Annotated in this window: 18 protein-coding genes; 15 read left to right on the top strand and 3 right to left on the bottom strand. The window is 70.3% G+C overall.

What is annotated here, in order from left to right:
* Positions 1 to 37: 37 nt before the first annotated feature.
* From yajC to BXA11_RS05340, 5 genes are all read left to right on the top strand, one after another.
* Entirely contained in the window at positions 38 to 394 is a 357-nt protein-coding gene (gene yajC / locus BXA11_RS05360) for a preprotein translocase subunit YajC (protein WP_036404336.1), read from the top strand.
* Between the two features lie 113 nt (positions 395 to 507).
* The gene (gene secD, locus BXA11_RS05355; RefSeq protein WP_083743976.1) at positions 508 to 2,229 is read left to right on the top strand and encodes a protein translocase subunit SecD; all 1,722 of its coding nucleotides are present in this window, start codon (positions 508 to 510) and stop codon (positions 2,227 to 2,229) included.
* Positions 2,229 to 3,263: a protein translocase subunit SecF gene (gene secF / locus BXA11_RS05350; RefSeq protein WP_076433246.1), complete on the top strand. Its 1,035-nt coding sequence runs from the start codon at positions 2,229 to 2,231 to the stop codon at positions 3,261 to 3,263. Before secD ends, secF begins: the two co-directional genes overlap by 1 nt.
* An 84-nt stretch (positions 3,264 to 3,347) precedes the next feature.
* Positions 3,348 to 3,854, top strand: coding sequence for an adenine phosphoribosyltransferase (locus BXA11_RS05345; protein ID WP_083744027.1), 507 nt, complete (start codon positions 3,348 to 3,350; stop codon positions 3,852 to 3,854).
* Positions 3,855 to 4,133: 279 nt separating this feature from the next.
* The gene (locus tag BXA11_RS05340) at positions 4,134 to 6,314 is read left to right on the top strand and encodes a RelA/SpoT family protein (protein WP_143734128.1); all 2,181 of its coding nucleotides are present in this window, start codon (positions 4,134 to 4,136) and stop codon (positions 6,312 to 6,314) included.
* A gap of 311 nt (positions 6,315 to 6,625) precedes the next feature.
* On the opposite strand, the gene BXA11_RS05335 is transcribed toward BXA11_RS05340, so the two are convergent.
* Positions 6,626 to 7,855 (bottom strand): DUF349 domain-containing protein, encoded by a 1,230-nt coding sequence (locus tag BXA11_RS05335; protein WP_076433775.1) that lies wholly within the window; start codon positions 7,853 to 7,855, stop codon positions 6,626 to 6,628.
* Positions 7,856 to 7,914: 59 nt separating this feature from the next.
* On the bottom strand, positions 7,915 to 8,775 hold the full coding sequence (locus tag BXA11_RS05330) for a peptidylprolyl isomerase (protein WP_143734097.1): 861 nt from the start codon (positions 8,773 to 8,775) through the stop codon (positions 7,915 to 7,917).
* A gap of 269 nt (positions 8,776 to 9,044) precedes the next feature.
* Between BXA11_RS05330 and BXA11_RS05325 the strand changes: the two genes are divergently transcribed.
* Genes BXA11_RS05325 through aspS form a run of 3 tightly spaced genes read left to right on the top strand, consistent with a single transcriptional unit; the run spans position 9,045 to position 12,768 of the window.
* The gene (locus tag BXA11_RS05325) at positions 9,045 to 9,728 is read left to right on the top strand and encodes an MBL fold metallo-hydrolase (RefSeq protein ID WP_076433242.1); all 684 of its coding nucleotides are present in this window, start codon (positions 9,045 to 9,047) and stop codon (positions 9,726 to 9,728) included.
* Positions 9,728 to 10,984 (top strand): histidine--tRNA ligase, encoded by a 1,257-nt coding sequence (gene hisS, locus BXA11_RS05320; RefSeq protein WP_030504949.1) that lies wholly within the window; start codon positions 9,728 to 9,730, stop codon positions 10,982 to 10,984. Before BXA11_RS05325 ends, hisS begins: the two co-directional genes overlap by 1 nt.
* Positions 10,981 to 12,768 carry an aspartate--tRNA ligase gene (aspS, locus tag BXA11_RS05315; RefSeq protein WP_076433240.1) on the top strand — a complete coding sequence of 596 codons (1,788 nt, stop codon included), beginning with the start codon at positions 10,981 to 10,983 and terminating at the stop codon, positions 12,766 to 12,768. Before hisS ends, aspS begins: the two co-directional genes overlap by 4 nt.
* Positions 12,769 to 12,836: 68 nt before the next feature.
* Here the strand turns inward: aspS and BXA11_RS05310 are convergent, their stop codons facing one another.
* The gene (locus BXA11_RS05310) at positions 12,837 to 13,718 is read right to left on the bottom strand and encodes a peptidylprolyl isomerase (protein WP_231513661.1); all 882 of its coding nucleotides are present in this window, start codon (positions 13,716 to 13,718) and stop codon (positions 12,837 to 12,839) included.
* A 254-nt stretch (positions 13,719 to 13,972) separates the two neighbouring features.
* Between BXA11_RS05310 and BXA11_RS05305 the strand changes: the two genes are divergently transcribed.
* The 7 genes from BXA11_RS05305 (at position 13,973) to mltG (ending at position 20,925) form a co-directional block, all read left to right on the top strand.
* Positions 13,973 to 14,440: a DUF2231 domain-containing protein gene (locus BXA11_RS05305; protein ID WP_030504946.1), complete on the top strand. Its 468-nt coding sequence runs from the start codon at positions 13,973 to 13,975 to the stop codon at positions 14,438 to 14,440.
* Between the two features lie 16 nt (positions 14,441 to 14,456).
* Positions 14,457 to 15,776 carry a replication-associated recombination protein A gene (locus BXA11_RS05300; protein WP_030504945.1) on the top strand — a complete coding sequence of 440 codons (1,320 nt, stop codon included), beginning with the start codon at positions 14,457 to 14,459 and terminating at the stop codon, positions 15,774 to 15,776.
* Between the two features lie 172 nt (positions 15,777 to 15,948).
* Positions 15,949 to 16,443, top strand: coding sequence for a DUF948 domain-containing protein (locus tag BXA11_RS05295; protein ID WP_076433238.1), 495 nt, complete (start codon positions 15,949 to 15,951; stop codon positions 16,441 to 16,443).
* Entirely contained in the window at positions 16,440 to 16,709 is a 270-nt protein-coding gene (locus tag BXA11_RS05290; RefSeq protein WP_076433236.1) for a hypothetical protein, read from the top strand. The genes BXA11_RS05295 and BXA11_RS05290 overlap by 4 nt, the downstream gene beginning before the upstream one ends.
* A 1-nt stretch (position 16,710) precedes the next feature.
* The gene (gene alaS / locus BXA11_RS05285; RefSeq protein WP_076433233.1) at positions 16,711 to 19,383 is read left to right on the top strand and encodes an alanine--tRNA ligase; all 2,673 of its coding nucleotides are present in this window, start codon (positions 16,711 to 16,713) and stop codon (positions 19,381 to 19,383) included.
* Between the two features lie 7 nt (positions 19,384 to 19,390).
* Positions 19,391 to 19,894, top strand: coding sequence for a Holliday junction resolvase RuvX (ruvX, locus tag BXA11_RS05280; RefSeq protein ID WP_076433231.1), 504 nt, complete (start codon positions 19,391 to 19,393; stop codon positions 19,892 to 19,894).
* Complete coding sequence (mltG, locus tag BXA11_RS05275; RefSeq protein ID WP_076433229.1) at positions 19,891 to 20,925, top strand: endolytic transglycosylase MltG; 1,035 nt, start codon at positions 19,891 to 19,893, stop codon at positions 20,923 to 20,925. The genes ruvX and mltG overlap by 4 nt, the downstream gene beginning before the upstream one ends.
* The last annotated feature ends 126 nt before the right edge of the window (positions 20,926 to 21,051 follow it).

Here is a 21,051-nt window from a genome sequence, read left to right as displayed (position 1 = left end):
TCAGGCCGGTTCATCACGTTACGAAAGGGTGGCCCCCGTGGGTAACAACCCGCTTGGGACGTTCCTGCCACTGATCTTGTTGGTAGTGGTGTTCTACTTCCTCCTGATCCGCCCGCAGCGCAAGCGGCAGCAGGAGCAGATCCAGATGCAGAACTCCCTCGCCCCAGGCGCCCGGGTCATGACCACGACAGGGCTTTTCGCGACGGTCGTCGCGCTGCAGGACGACGACGTCGTGCTGGAGGTGGCCCCCGGTGTCGAGACCCGCTGGGCCAAGGCGGCGATCGGCCGGGTGGTCACCCCTGTGGACGAGGTGACGGGCGGGGAGGCCGAGGAGACCGTGGCCGACGGTCCCGACACGGGGAACGGTGACGACACGAGCACCAAGCAGTCCTGAGTAGGCTGATCACAACTTTTCGACGAAAGAACTGACCTCCAGTGGCCCCACCGACCAGTAGCCAGAGCAAGCCTGGACGCACACTCCTGCTGCTCCTTGCGCTCATTCTCGTCATGGGCGCGACGGTCGCCCTCCAGAAGGCGTTCGTCCCCAAGTTCGGCCTCGACCTCGCGGGCGGCACGACCGTGACGCTCTCGCCGGTCATGGCGAACGGGAAGACGCCGTCGCAGGAGAGCCTCGACCGAGCCGTGACGATCATCCGGCAGCGCGTCAACGGCACCGGCATCTCCGACGCCCAGGTCGCGAAGTCGAACGACAACATCGTGATCCAGATTCCGGGCGCGGGCCGGGACGAGGCGCTCCGGCTGGTGTCGACCACCGCCGAACTGCGCATGCGGCAGGTGCTCGCGGTGGCCGCCGCCACGAACCAGCCGGCTCAGGTGCCCACGGCGGCCCCGACGCCCAGCGGCTCGGCCGCGGCGACACCCGCCACCACTCCGGGCACGTCCGCGCCGGCCGGCGAGAGTGCGGCCCCCAACGGCAACGCGACTCCCGCGGGACGCGCCCTGTCGAAGGCGCTGACCGCGCCGTCGCCGGAGCCGACCACCTCGGAGAGGGCCGGGAACCACCGCAAGGCGGGGGCGGGAGCCGCCCGTGCCAACCGGGCGAAGGCGTCGCCCTCGGCGGCCGCTCCCAGTCCCACGCCGACGGCCGCTCCGCAGGACACTGGCGACCCACTGGCAGGTCAGGACACCAGCGGCATCGACCCGGCGCTGCTCACCGAGTTCCGCAAGATCGACTGCACCGCGAAGAACCGCGGCCAGGGCGCCATCGACGACCCGAACAAGCAGATCGTCGCCTGCAGCGACGACGGCTCGGCCCGCTACATCCTCGACAAGGCCGCGGTGCAGGGCACCGAGATCAGCGGGGCGCAGTCGGGCACCGACCCCACCACCGGTGAGTGGATCGTCCAGGTCGACTTCAAGTCGAAGGGCGCCACCCAGTTCGCCGACATCACCCGGCGCATCACGAGCCTGCCGGCCCCGCGCAACCAGCTCGCCAACGTGCTGGACGGCGTCGTCATCGTCGCTCCGACGATCGAGGAGGCCATCCCCGGCGGCAGTGCCCGCATCTCCGGCAGCTTCACGCAGACGACCGCCACCGAGCTGGCCGACCAGCTCAAGTACGGCGCGCTGCCCCTGAAGTTCCAGCAGAGCTCGGTCGTGTCGGTCTCCTCGACCCTCGGCCAGGACCAGCTCAAGGGCGGCCTCATCGCCGGCGCGCTCGGCCTGATCGTCGTCATGATCTACCTGCTGCTCTACTACCGCGGCCTCGGGCTCATCGGCATCGCGAGCCTGTGCGTGGCCACCGTGTTCACGTACCTGACGGTGGACGTGCTGAGCCACAACGCCGGCTTCCGGCTCTCGCTGCCGCACATCATCGGTCTGGTGGTCTCGATCGGCATCACCGCGGACTCGTTCATCGTCTACTTCGAACGGATCCGCGACGAGATCAAGGAGGGCCACCGCACGCTGCGCTCGGCGGTCGAGGTGGCATGGCGGCGCGCCCGGAGGACCATCATGGTCGCCGACGCCGTCATGTTCATCGCCGCGGTGGTGCTCTTCTTCCTCGCGGTCGGCGACGTGGCCGGCTTCGCGTTCGCGATGGGCCTGACGACGCTCATCGACATCGTGGTGGTGTTCCTGTTCACCAAGCCGCTGATGTCCCTCGTGGCGCGGTTGCGGTTCTTCTCCAAGGGCCACAAGCTGTCCGGACTCGACGCGGAGCGCATGGGTCGCACCAGCCCCGCCGATCAGACCCTGCAGGAGGCGTGATGCCGGGATTGATCAGCCGCCTCTACCGCGGCGACATCAACATCGACTTCGTCGGCAAGCGCAAGATCTGGTACGGCCTGTCGGTGTTCCTGCTGGCCGTCTCCATCCTCGGCCTGGCGCTGAACGGCCTGAACCTGGGCGTGGAGTTCCGCGGCGGCTCGGTGTTCGACTTCACGCGCACGCCCGGCTCCAGCATCGAGCAGGTCCGCGAGACGGTCGCGGACGCCGGAGTCCACCAGGTGATCGTGCAGCAGGCCGGTCCGAACTGGCGCGTCACCACCGAGAGCCTCGGCAGCGGCGAGGTGACCAAGGTCCAGAGCACGATCGCCCAGAAGTACGGCATCGAGGAGGACCAGGTCAGCTCGCAGGTCATCGGCGCGACCTGGGGTGGCGAGGTCTCGCAGAAGGCCTGGATCGGCCTCGCGGTCTTCATGATCGCGATCATGCTGTACCTGTCGGTGGCCTTCGAGTGGCGGATGGCCCTCGCGGCGATCGTCGCCCTCGTCCACGACCTCGTGATCACCGCGGGCGTCTACGCCTGGTCGGGCTTCGAGGTCACCCCGGCGACCATGCTCGGCTTCCTCACGATCCTCGGTTACTCGTTGTACGACGCCGTCGTCGTCTTCGACATGATCAAGGAGGTCACGGGCAAGCTCGGCACGAGCGCGAAGATGACCTACACGCAGGCCGCCAACAACGCGCTCAGCCACACGCTGATCCGGTCGCTGAACACCTCGCTGGTGGCGATCCTGCCGGTGGCGGCGATCCTGTTCATCGGCACCACGCTGCTCGGCGCCGGCACGCTGAAGGACCTGTCGCTGGCCCTGTTCGTCGGCATGATCGTCGGCACCTACTCGTCCCTGTGCGTGGCGACGCCGATCCTGGTCACGCTGAAGGAGCGGGAGCCCAAGTGGCAGGCGCTGGCCCAGCGGGTGCACGCCAAGCAGGTCTCGGCGGCCAAGACCGCCACGAAGGAGCCGGTCCCGGCCGGCTCGCAGAAGGTCACCGCCACGGAGAAGCGCAAGAAGCGCTGATCCCGGCTCGTCGCAGGCGCCCTCGGAACCCGTCGGTTCCGGGGGCGCCTTCGCGTACCTCTGGTCCCGTTAGGCTTGGGCGTCGTGACTGACTGGACGGCTCTCATCAGGGATGTCCCGGACTACCCCAAGCCCGGCATCCTCTTCAAGGACATCACGCCGCTGCTGGCGGACCACGCGGCCTTCACGCAGGTCGTGGACGAGCTCGGGGACGGCTTGGCCTTCGACAAGGTGGTGGGCATCGAGGCGCGGGGCTTCATCCTCGCCGCGCCGGTGGCCTACCGCAGTGGAGCGGGGTTCGTACCGGTGCGTAAAAAGGGCAAATTGCCCGCCGGCACGTACGAGGCGTCCTACGACCTGGAGTACGGCTCCGCGACGATCGAGGTGCACGCCGACGCCTTCGACCCCGGCGACCGGGTTCTGATCGTGGACGACGTCCTCGCCACGGGCGGCACGGCCAGGGCGGCCGTGGAGCTGGTCAGAAGGACGGGCGCGGAGGTCGTGGCCGTGTCCTTCCTGATGGAGCTGTCCTTCCTGTCCGGCCGCGAGCGGCTGCCGGGCCTGGACGTCCGCGCCCTGCTCACCGTCTGAGCCCGACGGGCCGGTCGGGGGGCACTCGGCCGAGAGTGCTGTGGCAGCACGGATACACTGTGGACTCTGGACTCGACGTGAGGAGTCTGTGTGCCCCGTGATGTGGTCGTGCCCGACAGCGCGCGGGTCGATCGCGGAGTGATCTCCCGCGACGCCCCCGAGCCCGTCGCAGACGTGCCCCCCGACGCGGCACGCGACCCCGCGGCGGTCCCGGAGGACAAGCCGGCGTCGCCGGCCACGCGACGGAGGCTCGCCCGTTTCGGGGGGCAGTGGGGTGCTATGAATCCGGTGTTGGAACCGCTCTTCAAGACGGTCCGTGCCACCCATCCCAAAGCAGACCTGCGGCTGATCGAGCGGGCGTACGACGTCGCCGCGTATCACCACCGCGATCAGAAGCGCAAGAGCGGCGACCCGTACATCACCCACCCGCTCGCGGTCGCGACGATCCTGGCGGAGCTGGGCACGGACGACGAGACGCTGTGCGCCGCCCTGCTGCACGACACGGTGGAGGACACCGCCTACAGCCTCGACGAGTTACGAGCCGACTTCGGCGACAACATCGCGTTGCTCGTCGACGGCGTGACCAAGCTCGACAAGGTGAAGTTCGGCGACGCGGCGCAGGCCGAGACCGTGCGCAAGATGGTGGTCGCGATGTCGCGCGACATCCGCGTGCTGGTCATCAAGCTGGCCGACCGGCTGCACAACATGCGGACCATGCGCTACATGCCCGAGCACAAGCGTCAGCAGAAGTCCCGCGAGACGCTGGAGATCTTCGCGCCGCTGGCCCACCGGCTCGGCATGAACACCATCAAGTGGGAGCTGGAGGACCTCGCGTTCGCCATGCTCTACCCGAAGCGGTACGACGAGATCGCCCGGATGGTGTCGGAGCGCGCGCCGCGCCGCGACCTGTTCCTGCACGAGGTCATCGAGAAGGTCTCCGCCGACCTGCGCGAGGCGAAGATCAAGGCGACCGTGCGCGGGCGGCCCAAGCACTACTACTCGATCTACCAGAAGATGATCGCCAAGGGCGTGGCCTTCGACGACATCTACGACCTGGTGGGCATCCGCGTACTGGTCGACACGGTCCGCGACTGCTACGCCGCGCTCGGAACGATCCACGCACAGTGGAAGCCGGTGCCGGGGCGGTTCAAGGACTACATCGCCATGCCCAAGTTCAACATGTACCAGTCGCTGCACACGACGGTCATGGGACCCGAGGGCAAGGCCATCGAGCTGCAGATCCGCACGCGGGCCATGCACAACCGCGCCGAGTACGGCGTGGCCGCGCACTGGAAGTACAAGGAGGAGATGGTCGGGGCCGGGCCCGGCAAGGTCAAGCAGGTCAACGACATGGCCTGGCTGCGCCAGCTGCTCGACTGGCAGAAGGAGACCTCCGACCCGGGGGAGTTCCTGGAGTCGCTGCGCTTCGACCTGTCGGTCTCGGAGGTGTTCGTCTTCACCCCGCGCGGCCAGGTGATCGCCCTGCCCGAGGGCGCCACCCCGGTCGACTTCGCGTACGCCGTGCACACCGAGGTCGGCCACCGATGTATCGGCGCGCGGGTCAACGGCAGGCTGGTCCCGCTGGAATCCCGCCTCGGCAACGGCGACACCGTGGAGATCTTCACGTCGAAGTCGCCGGACGCGGGACCGTCGAGGGACTGGCTGAAGTTCGTCAAGAGCGGCCGGGCCCGCAACAAGATCCGCCAGTGGTTCACCAAGGAGCGCCGCGAGACCGCCATCGAGGCGGGCAAGGAGGCGATCGGGCGGGCCATGCGCAAGCAGGGCCTGCCGCTGCAGCGGCTGATGTCCGGCGAGGCGCTGCTGGCTCTGGCCAGGGACCTGCGGTACGCCGACGTGTCCGCCCTCTACGCGGCGGTCGGCGAGGGGCACCTGACCGCACAGTCGGTCGTGGACAAGCTCGTACAGGCCCTGGGCGGCGTCGAGGGGGCCGAGGAGGACATCGCCGAGGCCCAGGTCCCCACGCGGCTCAAGGGCCGTCTCAGGGCCAACTCGAACGCCGGCGTGATGGTCGCGGGCGACCCGGACGTGTGGGTCCGCCTGTCGCGCTGCTGCACCCCGGTGCCGGGGGACGAGATCGTCGGGTTCGTCACGCGGGGGCACGGCGTCTCCGTGCACCGCACCAACTGCCCCAACGTGGAGCAGCTCAACGCCCACCCCGACCGGCTGGTGGAGGTCGCCTGGTCGCCCGGGGACGACTCGGTCTTCCTCGTCGCCATCCAGGTGGAGGCCCTCGACCGGCCCCGCCTGCTGTCGGACGTCACGCGGACCCTGTCCGACCAGCACGTGAACATCCTGTCGGCGTCGGTGACGACCAGCCGCGACCGGGTGGCGATCAGCAAGTTCACCTTCGAGATGGGCGATCCCAAGCACCTCGGCCACGTGCTCAAGGCGGTGCGCAACGTCGGGGGCGTCTACGACGTCTACCGCATCACCAGCTGACCCCCTCCACGGACGTGATCTTGTAGTTTGTCGCAGGGGTAGCGCGCGACGTGCGCGGACGCACTTCGTGATCTTGCACTGAACGTGTTCACAGCATGAACGAGCTGCGGACACGCTGTGCGTGATCGTGTAATCGACGGGCGTGCAGCCGCGCGTCCCGACCTCGATGCATGATCACGAAGGCTGTTCGCCCAGGTCGGGGCCGAGTGAGCCGAATCCCTGCAGGATCACGGAATGCGTCCGCCCACCTCGGCCCCCGGCGTGCGACAAACTCCAAGATCACGCCGAGGGGGAGAGGGGTGGAAGGGGGGTTAGGAGAACTCGGCGAGCGTGCGCTCCGCCTCCTGGAGCCAGGAGCGGCGGGCGGCAAGCGCCTCCTCCGCCTCCTTGACGTCCTTGTCCCGGCCGGCCGCCTGGGCCTTGCCCAGCCGCGTCTCCAGCTGGTCGATGGACCTGCGGAGCTGGTTGACCGTGTCCTGGGCGCGGGCCCTGGCCTCGGGGTTGGAGCGCTTCCACTCGTTGTCCTCGGCCCTGCGGACCGCGTCGTCGACCTTGCGCAGCCCGCCCTCCAGACGGTCACGCTGGTCGCGCGGCACCGGGCCCGCGGCCTCCCAGCGCTCCAGGATGCCCCGCAGCGCCGCACGCGCGCCACGCGCGTCGGTGACCGGCAGCAGCTTCTCGGCCTCGGCCAGCAGCGCCTCCTTCACCTCCGCGTTGGCCGCGAAGGAGGCGTCCCGCTCCGCGAACACCGCCGAGCGGGCCTGGAAGAACTGGTCCTGGGCGCCCTTGAAGCGTGCCCACAGCTCGTCCTCGACCTCGCGGGAGGCACGCCCGGCGGCCTTCCACTCGCGCATCAGCTCGCGGTAGGCCGCCGCGGTGGCGTTCCAGTCCGTCGAGTCCGCCAGCGCCTCCGCCTCGCTCACGATGCGCAACTTGGTGCCGCGCACCGCGTCGCGCTGCTGGTCGAGCGAGGAGAAGTACGCCTTGCGCCGCTTGGCGAAGGCCGTACGCGCCGTGGACAGCCTCTTCCACAGCGTCGCCTCGGTGGCCCGGTCGACCCGCTCGGCGGCCTTCCACTCCTCGACGAGCTGCCGCAGCCGCTCGCCGCCGGACTTCCAGTGCGTCGTCTCCTCGGCGATGCGCTCGGCCTCGGCGACGATGCGCTCCTTCACCTCGCGGGCGTGCGCCCGGGCCTGGTCGCGCGCCGCCCGCAGCTCCTCGCGGCGCTTGCCGACCAGCTCGGTGAGCGCCGACAGCCGGTCCTGCAGCGAGCCGAGGTCGCCGACCGCGTGCGCCTCGGTCACCGACTCCCGCAGCTTGGCGATGCTCGCCTCGGCCTGAGCCGGAGCGAGATCGGTGCCGCGCACCCGCTGCTCCAGGAGCTGCACCTGGCCCGCCAGCTCGTCGAACTTCCGGCGGTAGTAGGCCAGCGCCTCCTCCGGCTCACCGGCCTGCCAGGACCCGACGGCCCGTTCTCCCTCAGCCGTACGCACGTAGACGGTGCCGTCCTCGTCTACCCGGCCCCACGGGTCGGTGCTCACCGTGTCCTCCCGCACTTGAATCAGCCTCCAGGGCTCGATGTGCCCTTGGTTGTATTACGTCAGCTCTTGCTGGTGATTGTCACGTCTTTGATGACCACGGGCTGCTTCGGAGCACCAGTGCCGTCCCCGCCGGCGCTGGCGATGACGCCCTTCTTGGCGACCTTGTCCACGATTTCGAGTCCTTTGGTCACCGTACCGAAAGGCGTGTAGTCGGGCGTCAGCCCGGTGTCCCCGAACACGATGAAGAACTGGCTTCCGTTGGTGTTCGGACCGCTGTTCGCCATCGCGAGCACGCCCCGCGTGTACTTCGCGCCCGCCAGGTTCTCGTTCGCGAAGCGATAGCCGGGGCCGCCCTGGCCGTCGGTCGGGTTCTTGCCGTCGGCCTTGGCCAGCGGGTCGCCGCACTGCAGGATCGGGAAGTCCGTGCCCATCCGGTGGCACTTCGTTTCGTCGAAGTAATCCTTGGACGCCAGGAACTTGAACGAGTTGACCGTGCAGGGCGCCTTCTCGCTGTCCAGCCTCGCGACGATGTCGCCGAGGTTGGTCTTGATGGTCATGGTCGCCGGGGCGGTGCTCACCTTCTCCGGCGGCATGCCGACGTTCTTGACCTGGCCGCTGCCCTCGTCGGCGACATAGCCGCAGGTGCCCTTGGCCGGGTCGTACGGCTTGGGGTCGTTCGCGAGCGGCTGGCTGCTCGCCGACGCCGACGCCGACGCCGACGCGGACGCCTTGGCGTCGCCGTCGTCGCTGCCGAGAAGGGTCGTCGCCGCGACCACTCCGCCGATCACCACCACCACGGCCGCGGTGGTGCCTATGATCGCGGTGCGCCGTGACTTCTGCTCCCGCTCCGTGCGCGCCCGCAGCTGCCGTTCGTAGTGTTCCCGGGCCAGCTGCTTCTGCCGGTCCTTGCCGGTGACCACTTCGACCTCCCGACTCGTCCTGTTTCCCATGGTCGTACGCCCGGACGCGGTCACGCCGGTGCGTACCCGCCACACCCGGGAGGTGCTCCGGGAACGGCGGCCTGTTCTATAGCATCCGGCTCGACTGCTCCAAGAATGACTATTGAGGTGGGCGAATCGTATCGGCTGACGGGTATTGGTTCGCAGCCTGCCGACCCGCACCGGTACCCTTCGGTTACATTCGCTCGCGCAATCCTTGATTGATCCGTAGAGACGCAGAGGCCGCTTCCGTGCTCGTCGCCGGGTTTCCCGCAGGGTCGTTCCAGACCAACTGTTACATCGTCGCTCCCGCAGCAGGCGAGGAGTGCGTGGTCATCGACCCAGGTCAGGATGCCGTGGAGGATCTCGACGCGCTGTTGCGCGAGCACCGGCTGAAGCCGGTCGCGGTGCTGCTCACCCACGGTCACATCGATCACGTGTGGTCGGTGGCCCCGGTGTGCGGCGCCCGCGACGTGCCCGCGTGGATCCACCCGGAGGACCGCGATCTGCTGTCGGACCCGGCGAAGGGATTCCCGCCGCAGGCGGGCGAGGTGTTCGGCGGTCTGAAACTTTCCGAGCCCGACGACGTGCGGGAGCTGGCCGACGGGGCCGTGCTGTCGCTGGCCGGGCTCGAGCTCACGGTCGAGCACAGGCCAGGCCATACCAGGGGGTCGGTGACATTCCGGACACCCGTCGAGGACTCCCAGGTCCTGTTCGCGGGCGATCTGCTGTTCGCCGGCTCCATCGGCCGTACCGACCTGCCCGGCGGCGACTACGCCGCCATCCTGCGCAGCCTCGCCAAGACGCTGACGCTGCCGGACGAGACCACGGTCCTGCCCGGCCACGGACCTCAGACGACCATCGGCCGCGAGCGCGCGACCAACCCCTTCCTCAGGGACGTCGCGCCGCACGCAGGCCCGACCAGGGGATTGTGATGACCTTTCAGGCGCCCAAGGGCACCTTCGACTGGATGCCGCCGCGTTCGGAGTGGGCTCTCGCCGTACGGGACGCCCTGGCCGAGCCGGCCCGCCGCGCCGGCTACGGCTACATCGAGACACCGGCCTTCGAGGACACGGCGCTGTTCTCGCGCGGGGTCGGCGAGTCGACCGACATCGTGACCAAGGAGATGTACACGTTCACGAGCCGGGGCGGCCAGTCGCTGACGCTGCGCCCCGAGGGCACCGCGAGCGTGATGCGGGCCGTGCTCGAACACGGCCTGTACGGCGGCCCGCTGCCGATCAAGCTCTGGTACTCGGGCAGCTACTTCCGCTACGAGCGCGCCCAGGCGGGGCGCTACCGCCACTTCTCGCAGGTGGGGGCGGAGGCCCTGGGGGCCGAGGACCCAGCGCTGGACGCCGAGCTGATCGTGCTGGCGATGGACGGCTACGCCTCGCTGGGCCTGCGCGGTGTGCGGCTGCTGCTGAACTCGCTCGGCTGCAAGGAGTGCCGCCCGGCCTACCGCGCCGCGCTGCAGGACTTCCTGCGCGGCCTGGACCTCGACGAGCCCACCCGCAACCGGATCGAGATCAACCCGCTGCGCGTGCTCGACGACAAGCGTCCCGAGGTGCGCGCGCAGCTGGAGAACGCGCCGCTCGTCACCGATCACCTGTGCGGGGCCTGCAAGGCCTACCACGAGGAGGTCAGGGGCCTGCTGACGGCCGCCGGCGTGGCGTACGAGGACGACCCCCGGCTCGTGCGCGGCCTGGACTACTACACGCGCACGACCTTCGAGTTCCTGCACGACGGCCTGGGCGCCCAGTCGGCGGTCGGCGGGGGAGGACGTTACGACGGGCTGAGCGAGCAGATCGGCGGCCCGGCGCTGCCCAGCGTGGGCTGGGCCCTCGGGGTGGACCGCACGGTGCTCGCGATGGAGGCCGAGGGCCTGCTGGCCGAGCGGCCCCGCGGCGTCGAGGTGTTCGCGGTGCCGCTCGGCGAGGACGCCAGGCGGCGCGTGTTCCCGCTCGTGAGCGAGCTGCGCAGGGCCGGCCTCGCCGTCGACATGGCCTTCGGCGGCCGTGGCGTCAAGGGCGCGATGAAGGCCGCCGACCGCAGCGGCGCGCGGTACGCGCTCATCCTCGGCGACCGAGATATCGAGGCGGGCGCCGTGCAAGTGAAGGACCTGACCACAGCCGACCAGACCGCGGTTCCGCTCGCGGAGGTCGTCCAGTTCTTGAAGGGGAAACTCTCGTGATCCGCACCCACGAGGCAGGCACGCTCCGCAAGGAGCACGCGGGCCAGAAGGTGACGCTGGCCGGATGGGTGGCGCGCCGGCGCGACCACGGCGGCGTGGTCTTCATCGACCTGCGCGACGCCTCCGGCTCGGCCCAGGTGGTCTTCCGCGAGGAGGACCACGCCCACGACCTGCGCTCGGAGTACTGCGTCAAGGTCACAGGCGAGGTACGCCAGCGTCCGGCCGGCAACGAGAACCTCGATCTGCCCACGGGTGAGATCGAGGTCGTCGCCTCCGAGGTGGAGGTGCTGAGCGAGTCGGCGCCGCTGCCGTTCCCGATCGAGGGCAGCTCGGGCGTGTCGGAGGAGGCGCGGCTGAAGTACCGCTACCTCGACATCCGCCGTCAGAAGATCGCCGACGCGCTGCGGATCCGCTCCCAGGCGACCTACCTCGCCAACGAGGTCATGCGCGAGCGCGGGTTCGTCTACGTCGAGACCCCGAGCCTGACCCGCTCGACGCCCGAGGGCGCCCGCGACTTCCTGGTGCCCGTGCGGCTTCAGCCGGGCAACTGGTACGCCCTGCCGCAGTCGCCGCAGCTGTTCAAGCAGCTCCTCATGGTCTCCGGCCTGGAGCGCTACTACCAGCTCGCCCGCTGCTTCCGCGACGAGGACCTGCGGGCCGACCGGCAGCCCGAGTTCACCCAGATCGACATCGAGATGTCGTTCGTCGACCAGGACGACGTGATCGAGCTGGGCGAGGCGCTCATCGGTCGGATCTGGAAGGAGACGATCGGCTACGAGCTGCCCACGCCGCTGCCGCGGATGACGTACGCCGAGGCGATGGCGCGGTACGGCTCGGACAAGCCCGACCTGCGCTTCGGCGTCGAGCTGACCGACCTCACGGACTACTTCTCCGGCACCTCGTTCCGCGTCTTCCAGGCGCCGTACGTGGGCGCGGTCGTGATGCCCGGCGGCGCCTCGCAGACCCGCAAGGAGCTCGACGCCTGGCAGGACTGGGCCAAGTCGCGCGGCGCGCGCGGCCTGGCGTACGTGCTGGTCCAGGAGGACGGCACGCTGGGCGGCCCGGTGGCCAAGAACCTGTCGGAGACCGAGCTCGCCGGCCTCGCCGGGAAGACCGGCGCCAAGCCCGGCGACGCGATCTTCTTCGCGGCCGGCGCGCCGGCGGCCTCCCGCGACCTGCTCGGCGCGGCCCGCCTGGAGATCGGCCGCCGCTGCGACCTGATCGACGAGTCCCAGTGGTCGTTCCTGTGGATCGTCGACGCGCCGATGTTCGAGCCTGTGTCTGACGAGAATGGCGGCGAGGGCGGCTGGACCCCGGTCCACCACCCGTTCACCTCCCCGAAGCCGGAGTGGGCCGACAACTTCCAGGACAACCCGGGCGAGGCCCTGGCCTACGCGTACGACATGGTCTGCAACGGCATGGAGATCGGCGGCGGCTCGATCCGTATCCACCGCGCCGAGATGCAGCAGCGCGTGTTCGACGTGCTCGGCATCTCCAAGGAGGAGGCCGAGAGCAAGTTCGGCTGGCTGCTGGAGGCGTTCAAGTACGGCCCGCCGCCGCACGGAGGCATCGCCTACGGCTGGGACCGCGTCTGCATGCTGCTGGCCGGCGGCGAGTCGATCCGGGACGTGATCGCGTTCCCGAAGACGGCGTCCGGCTACGACCCGCTGAGCGGGGCGCCCACCCCGATCAGCCCGGACCAGCGCAAGGAGGCCGGCGTGGACGCCACGCCCAAGGCCGAGAAGGGCGAGTCCGACAAGGGCGAGTCCGCGCCCGCGCAGTAGAACGGCGGTAGAACGCGAGACGGCCCCCGCGACACCGGTCGCGGGGGCCGTCCTGTGTCCGGGACCGGTCAGACGATGGCCACGTCCTTGATGACGACCTTCTTCTTCGGCGCGTTGGAGCCCTCGCCCCGCACGTCGGCGGTGGGGTCGCCGTTGAAGGGGATGATGCCGCCCCTGGCGATCTTGTCGATGACGTCCATGCCCCGGGTGACGACACCGATCATCGTGAAGGCCGCGCCCATGGCGGTCAGCTGGGTGTTCTCGTCCGTGAACGAGATGAAGAACTGGCTGCCGTTGGAGTTGGCGTCCTCCGTGGCCTGCGCCAGCCCGACCGTGCCGCGGGCGAGCGGCAGCCCGCCGAGGTTCTCGTCGTTGAACAGGTATCCCGGGCCGCCCGCGCCGTCGTTCTTGTTCTTTCCGTCGCCCTTGGCCAGCGGGTCGCCGCACTGCAGCATGCCGAGGCCGACGGTCTCCACCGTCGCGAGGCGGTGGCAGACGGTGTTGTCGAAGAAGTTCTTCTTGGCCAGGAACGCGAAGGAGTTCACCGCGCACGGCACGTCCTTCGTGGCCAGGTCGATGACGATCCGGCCCTGGTTCGTGGTGATGACCATCTTCTTGGCCGCGATGACCCCCCTGCTCAGCTTGCTGGGGGGGAAGCCCACGAACTTCGACGGGGCGCCCGTGTCGTCCTTGCGGTACTCGCAGGTGACCTGACGCAGGCTGGTGGGCGCGGCCGACGGCGTCGGCTGCGTCAGCTCGGTGTGCGTCACCTGGGGGCCCGTGGAATCGGAGGACGACGGTGAGGCCGATGGGGTGGCCTTCGCTGTGTTGTCGGCCGAGCCGTCACTGCAGGCCACCAGGCTGCCCGCCAGCGCGAGAAGCCCCAGCCCGGCGCCGAGGGTGCCACGCAGGCGGCGACGGGGGGTGGTCGCGCGCCCGGTCGTGCTCACGCGCGAAGCCGGTTGCTTCTGCCGATCAGTGTCGGTCACCGCTATGCCTTCCCTTTCCCCTTTTGTTACGACGAGCCGCCACTCTATCCGTGATCCCGTCGGCTTCGTGTAAAACGGACGTCCCAGGGGTATCACGACGGTTTGCGCTCATCTTGCTCTCAGATCTGCCTGGGAACCTCCTGCCGAGCGAATCCGTAGACCGGGGGACAACCCGCGATCCGTGCCCCGGCCGCCGTCTCCAGGAGCGATGCACGATGTTCGACCAGGTCCTCGGGCTTCCGGCCCATGCTCTCATCGTCCACGCGGCAGTGATCTTCGTGCCGCTGCTCGCGGCGCTGTCGATCGCGTACGCCGCGCTGCCCCGCCTGCGGCACAAGCTCGACTGGGCCCTGGTGGCGACCGCCGTGGTGGCACTCGGCGCGGCGTTCGCGGCCAAGGAGAGCGGGGAGGCGCTGGAGGCCCGGATGTTCCAGGGCCGGCCCTCCCCGGCGATCGAGGTCCACAGCGGGTTCGCGGACGTTCTCGTGCCGGTGACCGCGCTGCTGACCGTCGCGTCGCTGCTGATGGTGTGGCTCACCCGGGCCCGCCGCGCCCCCGAGGGCGGCCGCTCGCGGGCCGTCGCCCTGGTGGTGTCGGCCGTCGCCGTGATCCTCGCCGTGGTCGTCGGCTACTACGTCGTGCGGACTGGGCACACGGGTGCGACGGCCGTGTGGGGCGCCTGACGGTAGTGTCGGCGATGTGGAGAGCCTGTTCGATTCGGCCGCCGAGGAGGCGCATCGGGGCCAGGAGCCGCTGGCCGTGCGGATGCGGCCGCGCTCGCTGGAGGAGGTGATCGGCCAGCGGCACCTGCTGGGGCCCGGCACGCCGCTGCGCCGGCTGGTGGAGAGCGACGCCCCGATGTCGCTGTTCCTGTGGGGACCCCCGGGCACCGGCAAGACCACGCTGGCGTACGTCGTGGCGGGCGCGACCAAGCGGAGGTTCGTGGAGATCTCGGCCGTCTCCGCCGGGGTCAAGGACGTGCGCGCCGCCATCGACCAGGCCCGCCGCGAGCTCGGCATGACCGGCAGGCAGACCGTGCTGTTCGTGGACGAGGTCCATCGGTTCAACAAGGCGCAGCAGGACGCGCTGCTGCCGGCGGTGGAGAACCGCTGGGTCACCTTCATCGGCGCGACCACCGAGAACCCGTTCTTCTCCGTCATCTCGCCGCTGCTGTCCCGGTCGCTGCTGCTCACCCTCGAACCGCTGGCGGAGGACGACGTCCGCGGCGTCCTGGAGCGCGCGGTGGCCGACCCACGCGGCCTCGGCGGGCGCGTCACGCTGCACCCCGACGCCCTCGACCAGCTCGTACGGCTGGCCGGCGGCGACGCCCGGCGCTCGCTCACCTACCTGGAAGCCGCCGCGATGCTGGCCGACGAGGTCACCGCGGAGGTGACGGTCGAGGTCGTGGAGAAGGCCGTCGACAAGGCGGCCGTGCGCTACGACCGCCAAGGCGACCAGCACTACGACGTGGTCAGCGCGTTCATCAAGAGCATGCGGGGCTCGGACGCCGACGCGGCGCTGCACTACCTCGCCCGCATGGTGGAGGCGGGGGAGGACCCGAGGTTCATCGCCCGCCGGATCGTGATCTTCGCCAGCGAGGACGTGGGCATGGCCGATCCCACGTGCCTGCAGGTCGCGGTGGCCGCCGCCCAGGCCGTGGAGTTCATCGGCCTGCCCGAGGGCAGGATCAACCTCGCGCAGGCGGTCGTCCACTGCGCGCTGGCGCCCAAGTCGAACGCGGTCGTGAAGGCGATCGGAGCGGCCTCCGACGACGTGCGGCGCGGAATGGTGGGCCGCATCCCCGACCACCTGCGCGACGCCCACTACCCGGGGGCGAAGAAGCTCGGTCACGGCAAGGGCTACCAGTACCCGCACGACTTCGAGCACGGCCTCGTCCGCCAGGACTACGCGCCGGAGGAGCTGCGGGAGCGCCGCTACTACGAGCCGACCACCCACGGCGCGGAGGCGCGGTTCGCCGAGCGCTGGGCGAAGATCCGGAGCTTCCTGCGCGGCGGCTGAGCACCGCCGCCGTGCGGTCCGCCGCGTGTGACGCGGACCGGCACGGTGTGTGATGCGGAGCGGCCAGGGTGTGTGATGCGGAGCAGCCTGGGTGTGTGGTGCGGAACGGCGGGCAGGTCGTTCGCGATAAGGTCTTGCCATTCCAGCTCCGTTGATCTAGGGAGATCGGCACATGCTTACCGCGGGAGAGCTGGCGGGCCTCGTGGTCGCCATTTTCTGGGTGATCCTGGTCTGCTTCATGGTCGTCGTGCTGGTCAGGCTGGCCAGACTGCTGACCGAGACCCGCAAGTCGGTGGCCGAGCTGAGCGACCGGATCGCCCCGCTCCTCGACGACATGAGCCAGACCGTCTCCGAGGCCAACCGGCGGCTGGCGGCGGCCGAGGAGATCACGGACAACATGCGTGACGTCAGCGGCAACATGGTCAAGATCACTGGGGTGGCGTCCACGCTGTTCGCCGGTCCGGTGCTCAAGATCTCCGCCTTCAGGGACGGCGTCCGCCTGGCGCTGGCCCGGCGCGCCGCCCGCGGCGTTCCGGCTCGGCGTGCCGCCCACGGCGGCCCCCGTACCGGCCCCCGCACCGGCCCGAGGACCGCGGACAGGATCAGCGAGCGGCACGCGGCCGAGCGCGCCGTGGAGCGCCGGGCCATCGGGAGGGGACGCGGATGATCCGGCGGCTCTTCTACATGTCCCTGGGCGTGTTCCTCGCGGTCTGGACCATGCGTAAGCTTCAGTCGTTGCGGCCCGACCACGTGGCCAGGCGCACCGCCGACCGCGCGGTGAGCCTCACGGATCAGCTCAGGGACTTCGCCGGCGAGGTGCGCCGGCTGTCGGCGAGCAGGGAAACCGAGTTGCGCGCCGAGTTCGGGCTCGAGACGGTTGATGGAAGCACCACAAGCAAGAACTCAATCTACGACGTAAAGGACGGCCGCTGAAATGGAGTCGGCAGAGATCGCGCGCCGCTTCCTGCGCTTCTTCGAGGAGCGCGGGCACACAGTCGTGCCCTCGGCCAGCCTGGTCGCCGAGGACCCGACACTGCTTCTCGTGAACGCGGGGATGGTCCCGTTCAAGCCCTACTTCCTGGCGCAGCAGACGCCGCCGTACCGGCGGGCGACCAGCGCGCAGAAGGTCATGCGCACCCTCGACATCGACGAGGTCGGCAAGACCACCCGCCACGCCAGCTTCTTCCAGATGCTCGGCAACTTCTCCTTCGGCGACTACTTCAAGGAGCAGGCGATCCCGTTCGCCTGGGAACTGCTGACGCGGCCCGAGTCCGACGGCGGCTTCGGCTTCCCGGAGGAGCGCCTGTGGGCGACCGTCTACCTGGACGACGACGAGGCCCAGGACATCTGGCACCGCAAGGTGGGCCTGCCGCTCGACCGCATCCAGCGCCGTGACCTGGCCGACAACTACTGGCACATGGGCGTCCCCGGGCCGGGTGGCCCCTGCTCGGAGATCTACTACGACCGCGGCCCCGAGTACGGCCGCGAGGGCGGGCCGATCGCCGACGAGAACCGCTACCTCGAGGTGTGGAACCTCGTCTTCATGCAGTTCCAGCTCAGCGCGGTCCGCAGCAAGATCGACTTCGACGTGGCGGGCGAGCTGCCGGCCAAGAACATCGACACCGGCATGGGCCTGGAGCGCATGGCGGCCATCCTGCAGGGCGTCGACAACATCTACGAGATCGACACCACGTACAAGATCCTCGACACGGCGGCCGATCTGACCCGGTCGCGCTACGGGCGCGACAAGCGCGCCGACGTGTCGCTGCGGGTGATCGCCGACCACATGCGGGCGGGCGTCATGCTCGTCGGCGACGGCGTGCTGCCGTCCAACGAGGGCCGGGGCTACGTGCTGCGCCGCATGCTGCGCCGCGCGATCCGCAACCTCCGCCTGCTCGGCGCGGGCGAGGAGCGGCACATGCACCCGCTCACCGCCGTCACCATCGACGTGATGGGCGAGCAGTACCCCGAGCTCAAGGCCGACGCGGCCAACATCCACACGGTCATCGACGCCGAGGAGGCGTCGTTCCTCGGCACGCTGCGCACCGGTACGGCGATCTTCGACGTCGCGGTGGAGGAGACCAAGCGCAAGGGCGCCTCGACGCTCGGCGGCGACCAGGCGTTCCAGCTCCACGACACCTACGGCTTCCCGATCGACCTCACCCTGGAGATGGCGGCCGAGCAGGGCCTCCAGGTGGACGAGGAGGGCTTCCGCCGGCTCATGAAGGAGCAGCGGGACCGCGCCAAGGCGGACGCCGCGGCGAAGAAGACCGGCAACGCCGACATCTCGGTGTTCACCGGCATCCTGGAGAAGTCCGGGAAGGTCGACTTCCTCGGCTACGACCACACCACCGCCGAGGCCAACGTCATCGGCCTGCTCGTCGACGGCGCGTCGGTTCCGGCGGCGGGCGCGGGGACCACGCTGGAGGTCGTGCTCGACCGCACCCCGTTCTACGCGGAGGGCGGTGGTCAGCTCTCCGACCAGGGCCTGATCCGCACGGGCGGCGCGGAGATCGAGATCGTGGACGTCCAGTCCCCGGTGTCCGGCCTCGTCGTGCACCGCGGCAAGGTGCGCACCGGCGAGGTGCGGGTCGGCGACCAGGCGCAGGCCGACATCGACCTGGAGCGGCGCCGCGCGATCTCCCGCAGCCACACCGCGACCCACCTGGTCCACCGGGGGTTCCGCAACGCGCTCGGCGAGTCGGCGGCCCAGGCGGGCTCGGAGAACTCCCCGGGCCGCTTCCGCTTCGACTTCACCGCGGCCGGGGCCGTCTCCCCGTCGATGCTGCGCGACGTCGAGGACGAGGTGAACGCCGTCCTGATCAACGACCTCAAGGTCAACGCGTTCTACACCAGCCAGGCGCAGGCCCGCGCGATGGGCGCGCTCGCGCTGTTCGGCGAGAAGTACGGCGACGAGGTCCGGGTCGTCGAGGTCGGCGACTACTCCCGCGAGCTGTGCGGCGGCACGCACGTGGCCAGCTCCGGCCAGCTCGGTCTCGTGAAGGTGCTGGGCGAGTCGTCCATCGGCGCGGGAGTGCGCCGCGTGGAGGCGCTCGTCGGCATCGACGCGTTCCGGTTCCTGGCCCGCGAGAGCGTGCTGGTCGCCCAGCTCAGCGAGCAGCTCAAGACGCGCCGCGAGGAGCTGCCCGAGCGCATCGAGGGCATCGTCACCCGGCTGCGTACGGCGGAGAAGGAGCTGGACAAGCTCCGCTCGGCGCAGGTGCTCGCGGTGGCCGGCGAGCTCGCCGCGCAGGCCCGCGACATGCAGGGCGTCTCCGTGGTGACGCACCGCGCGCCTGATGGCACCACCGCCGACGACCTGCGTAAACTCGCCCTCGATGTGCGCGGCAGGTTCCCTGGCGACCGCGCCGCGGTCGTCGTCGTCTCCGGCGTCCCCTCCGACCGGCCGGTCGTCGTCGCCGCGGTCAACGAGGCGGGACGCGAGCGGGGCCTGAAGGCGGGCCGGCTTGTCGGCGTCGCCGCCAAGGCACTCGGGGGTGGCGGTGGCGGCAAGGACGACGTGGCCCAGGGCGGCGGCACGCGGCCCGAGGCGATCGGCGACGCGCTTCGCGCGGTCGAGGAGGCAATCTCCTCCGCGGTGGCGTGAGCGGCCGATGAGGCACGGCGTCAGGATCGGGGTCGACGTCGGCTCCGTCCGCATCGGCGTGGCCCGCAGCGACCCGTCGGGTCTGCTGGCCACGCCGGTGGAGACCGTACGGCGCGGCCGGGGCGACCTGGCGAGGATCGCGGAGATCACGGCCGAGCACGAGGCGATCGAGATCGTGGTCGGGCTGCCCACGTCGCTGTCGGGGAAGGAGAGCCACGCCGCCGGGGCGGCGCGCGAGTTCGCCGCGCGGCTGGCCCCGCGGGTGGCTCCGGTCCCGATCCGGCTGGTGGACGAGCGGCTCACCACGGTCAGCGCCCAGCAGGGCCTGCGTTCCAGCGGTGTGAAGGCCCGCAACCAGCGTGACGTGATCGATCAGGCGGCGGCCGTCGTGCTGCTGCAGGCCGCGCTCGACGGCGAGCGGGCCACCGGCAATCCCCCCGGCAGACCTCTCGAACCACCGCGGCCCGGCGCCGGGCCCGGTGAGGAAGCGAGCGGCGGGACCGGACGGTGAGGCGGACCGCGGCCGCCGTGGCCGGGGGACTCGCCCTGGTCGCGGTGGCGGTGGCGTACGGCGTGCACCAGGTGGTCGGGCAGCCCGACGAGGCCCCCGACTTCTCCGGCGGCGGCTCGGGGACGGTCACGATCGAGATCACGCCGGGGGCGAGCGCCGCCGAGATCGGCAAGACGCTGGAGCGGGCCGGCGTGGTGGCCAGCGCCCAGTCGTTCGTGGAGCAGGTGATCACGCGCTCCAAGGAGAGCGGCCTGCACCCGGGCCGTTACACGCTGCGGCGGCGCATGGCCGCCGCGAGCGCCCTCGACCTGCTGCTCGCGCCCGCGAGCAGGGTCGTGCGCACGGTCACCGTGCCCGAGGGGCTGCGTACGAGCGAGGTGCTGCGCATCCTCGCGGACCGGACCGGCATTCCCGCAAAGGACTTCGCCACCGCCGTCGCCGAGCCCCGGCGCCTGCGCCTGCCCGCGTACGCCGAGGGGACGGCCGAGGGGTTCCTGTTCCCCGCGACGTACGAGATCGAGCCGGGGATGACCGCCGTCGATCTGCTCAGGAAGATGACGGCCCGGTTCCGCGTCGCCGCCGCGAAGGTGAAGCTGGAGGACCTGGCGCCGCGGATGCGGCTCACGCCCAGGCAGGCGGTGACGGTCGCCAGCATCGTGCAGGCCGAGGGCGGTGTCCCGGCCGACTACCCCAAGATCGCCAGAGTGGTGTACAACCGTCTCGCGCGCGGCGCGAAGCTGGAGATGGACAGCACCATCAACTACGCGCTGAACCGCCACACCCTCAAGGTCAGCAACGAGGACACGCGGGTCGACTCGCCGTACAACACCTACGCGCGCCCCGGGCTGCCGCCCGGGCCCATCGGCAATCCGGGGGAGAGCGCGCTCACGGCCGCCCTCCACCCCGCCGAGGGCACGTGGTACTGGTTCGTCACCACAGATCCTCGTCGTAAAATCACCAAATTCACAGACAAAGAGGCGGAGTTCAGGAAATATCGGGAGGAGCTGAACAGGTATCTCGGGACGAACTGATCGTCTCCTGAGGCATCCGCGCGGCGCCGCCCCCGCGGATTCCGGAGCACGCTCGGTGCGTCCGTACGGCCCCGCCGCCCCCGGGCGGGGCTCCATATATCGGGAACGCCCCCCGCGGAACCCCCT

Source organism: Microbispora rosea, from assembly GCF_900156315.1.
Classification (GTDB): Bacteria; Actinomycetota; Actinomycetes; order Streptosporangiales; family Streptosporangiaceae; genus Microbispora; species Microbispora rosea.
Note: the sequence above shows the minus strand (reverse complement) of the source record. Positions and strands in the feature narration are given on the sequence as shown.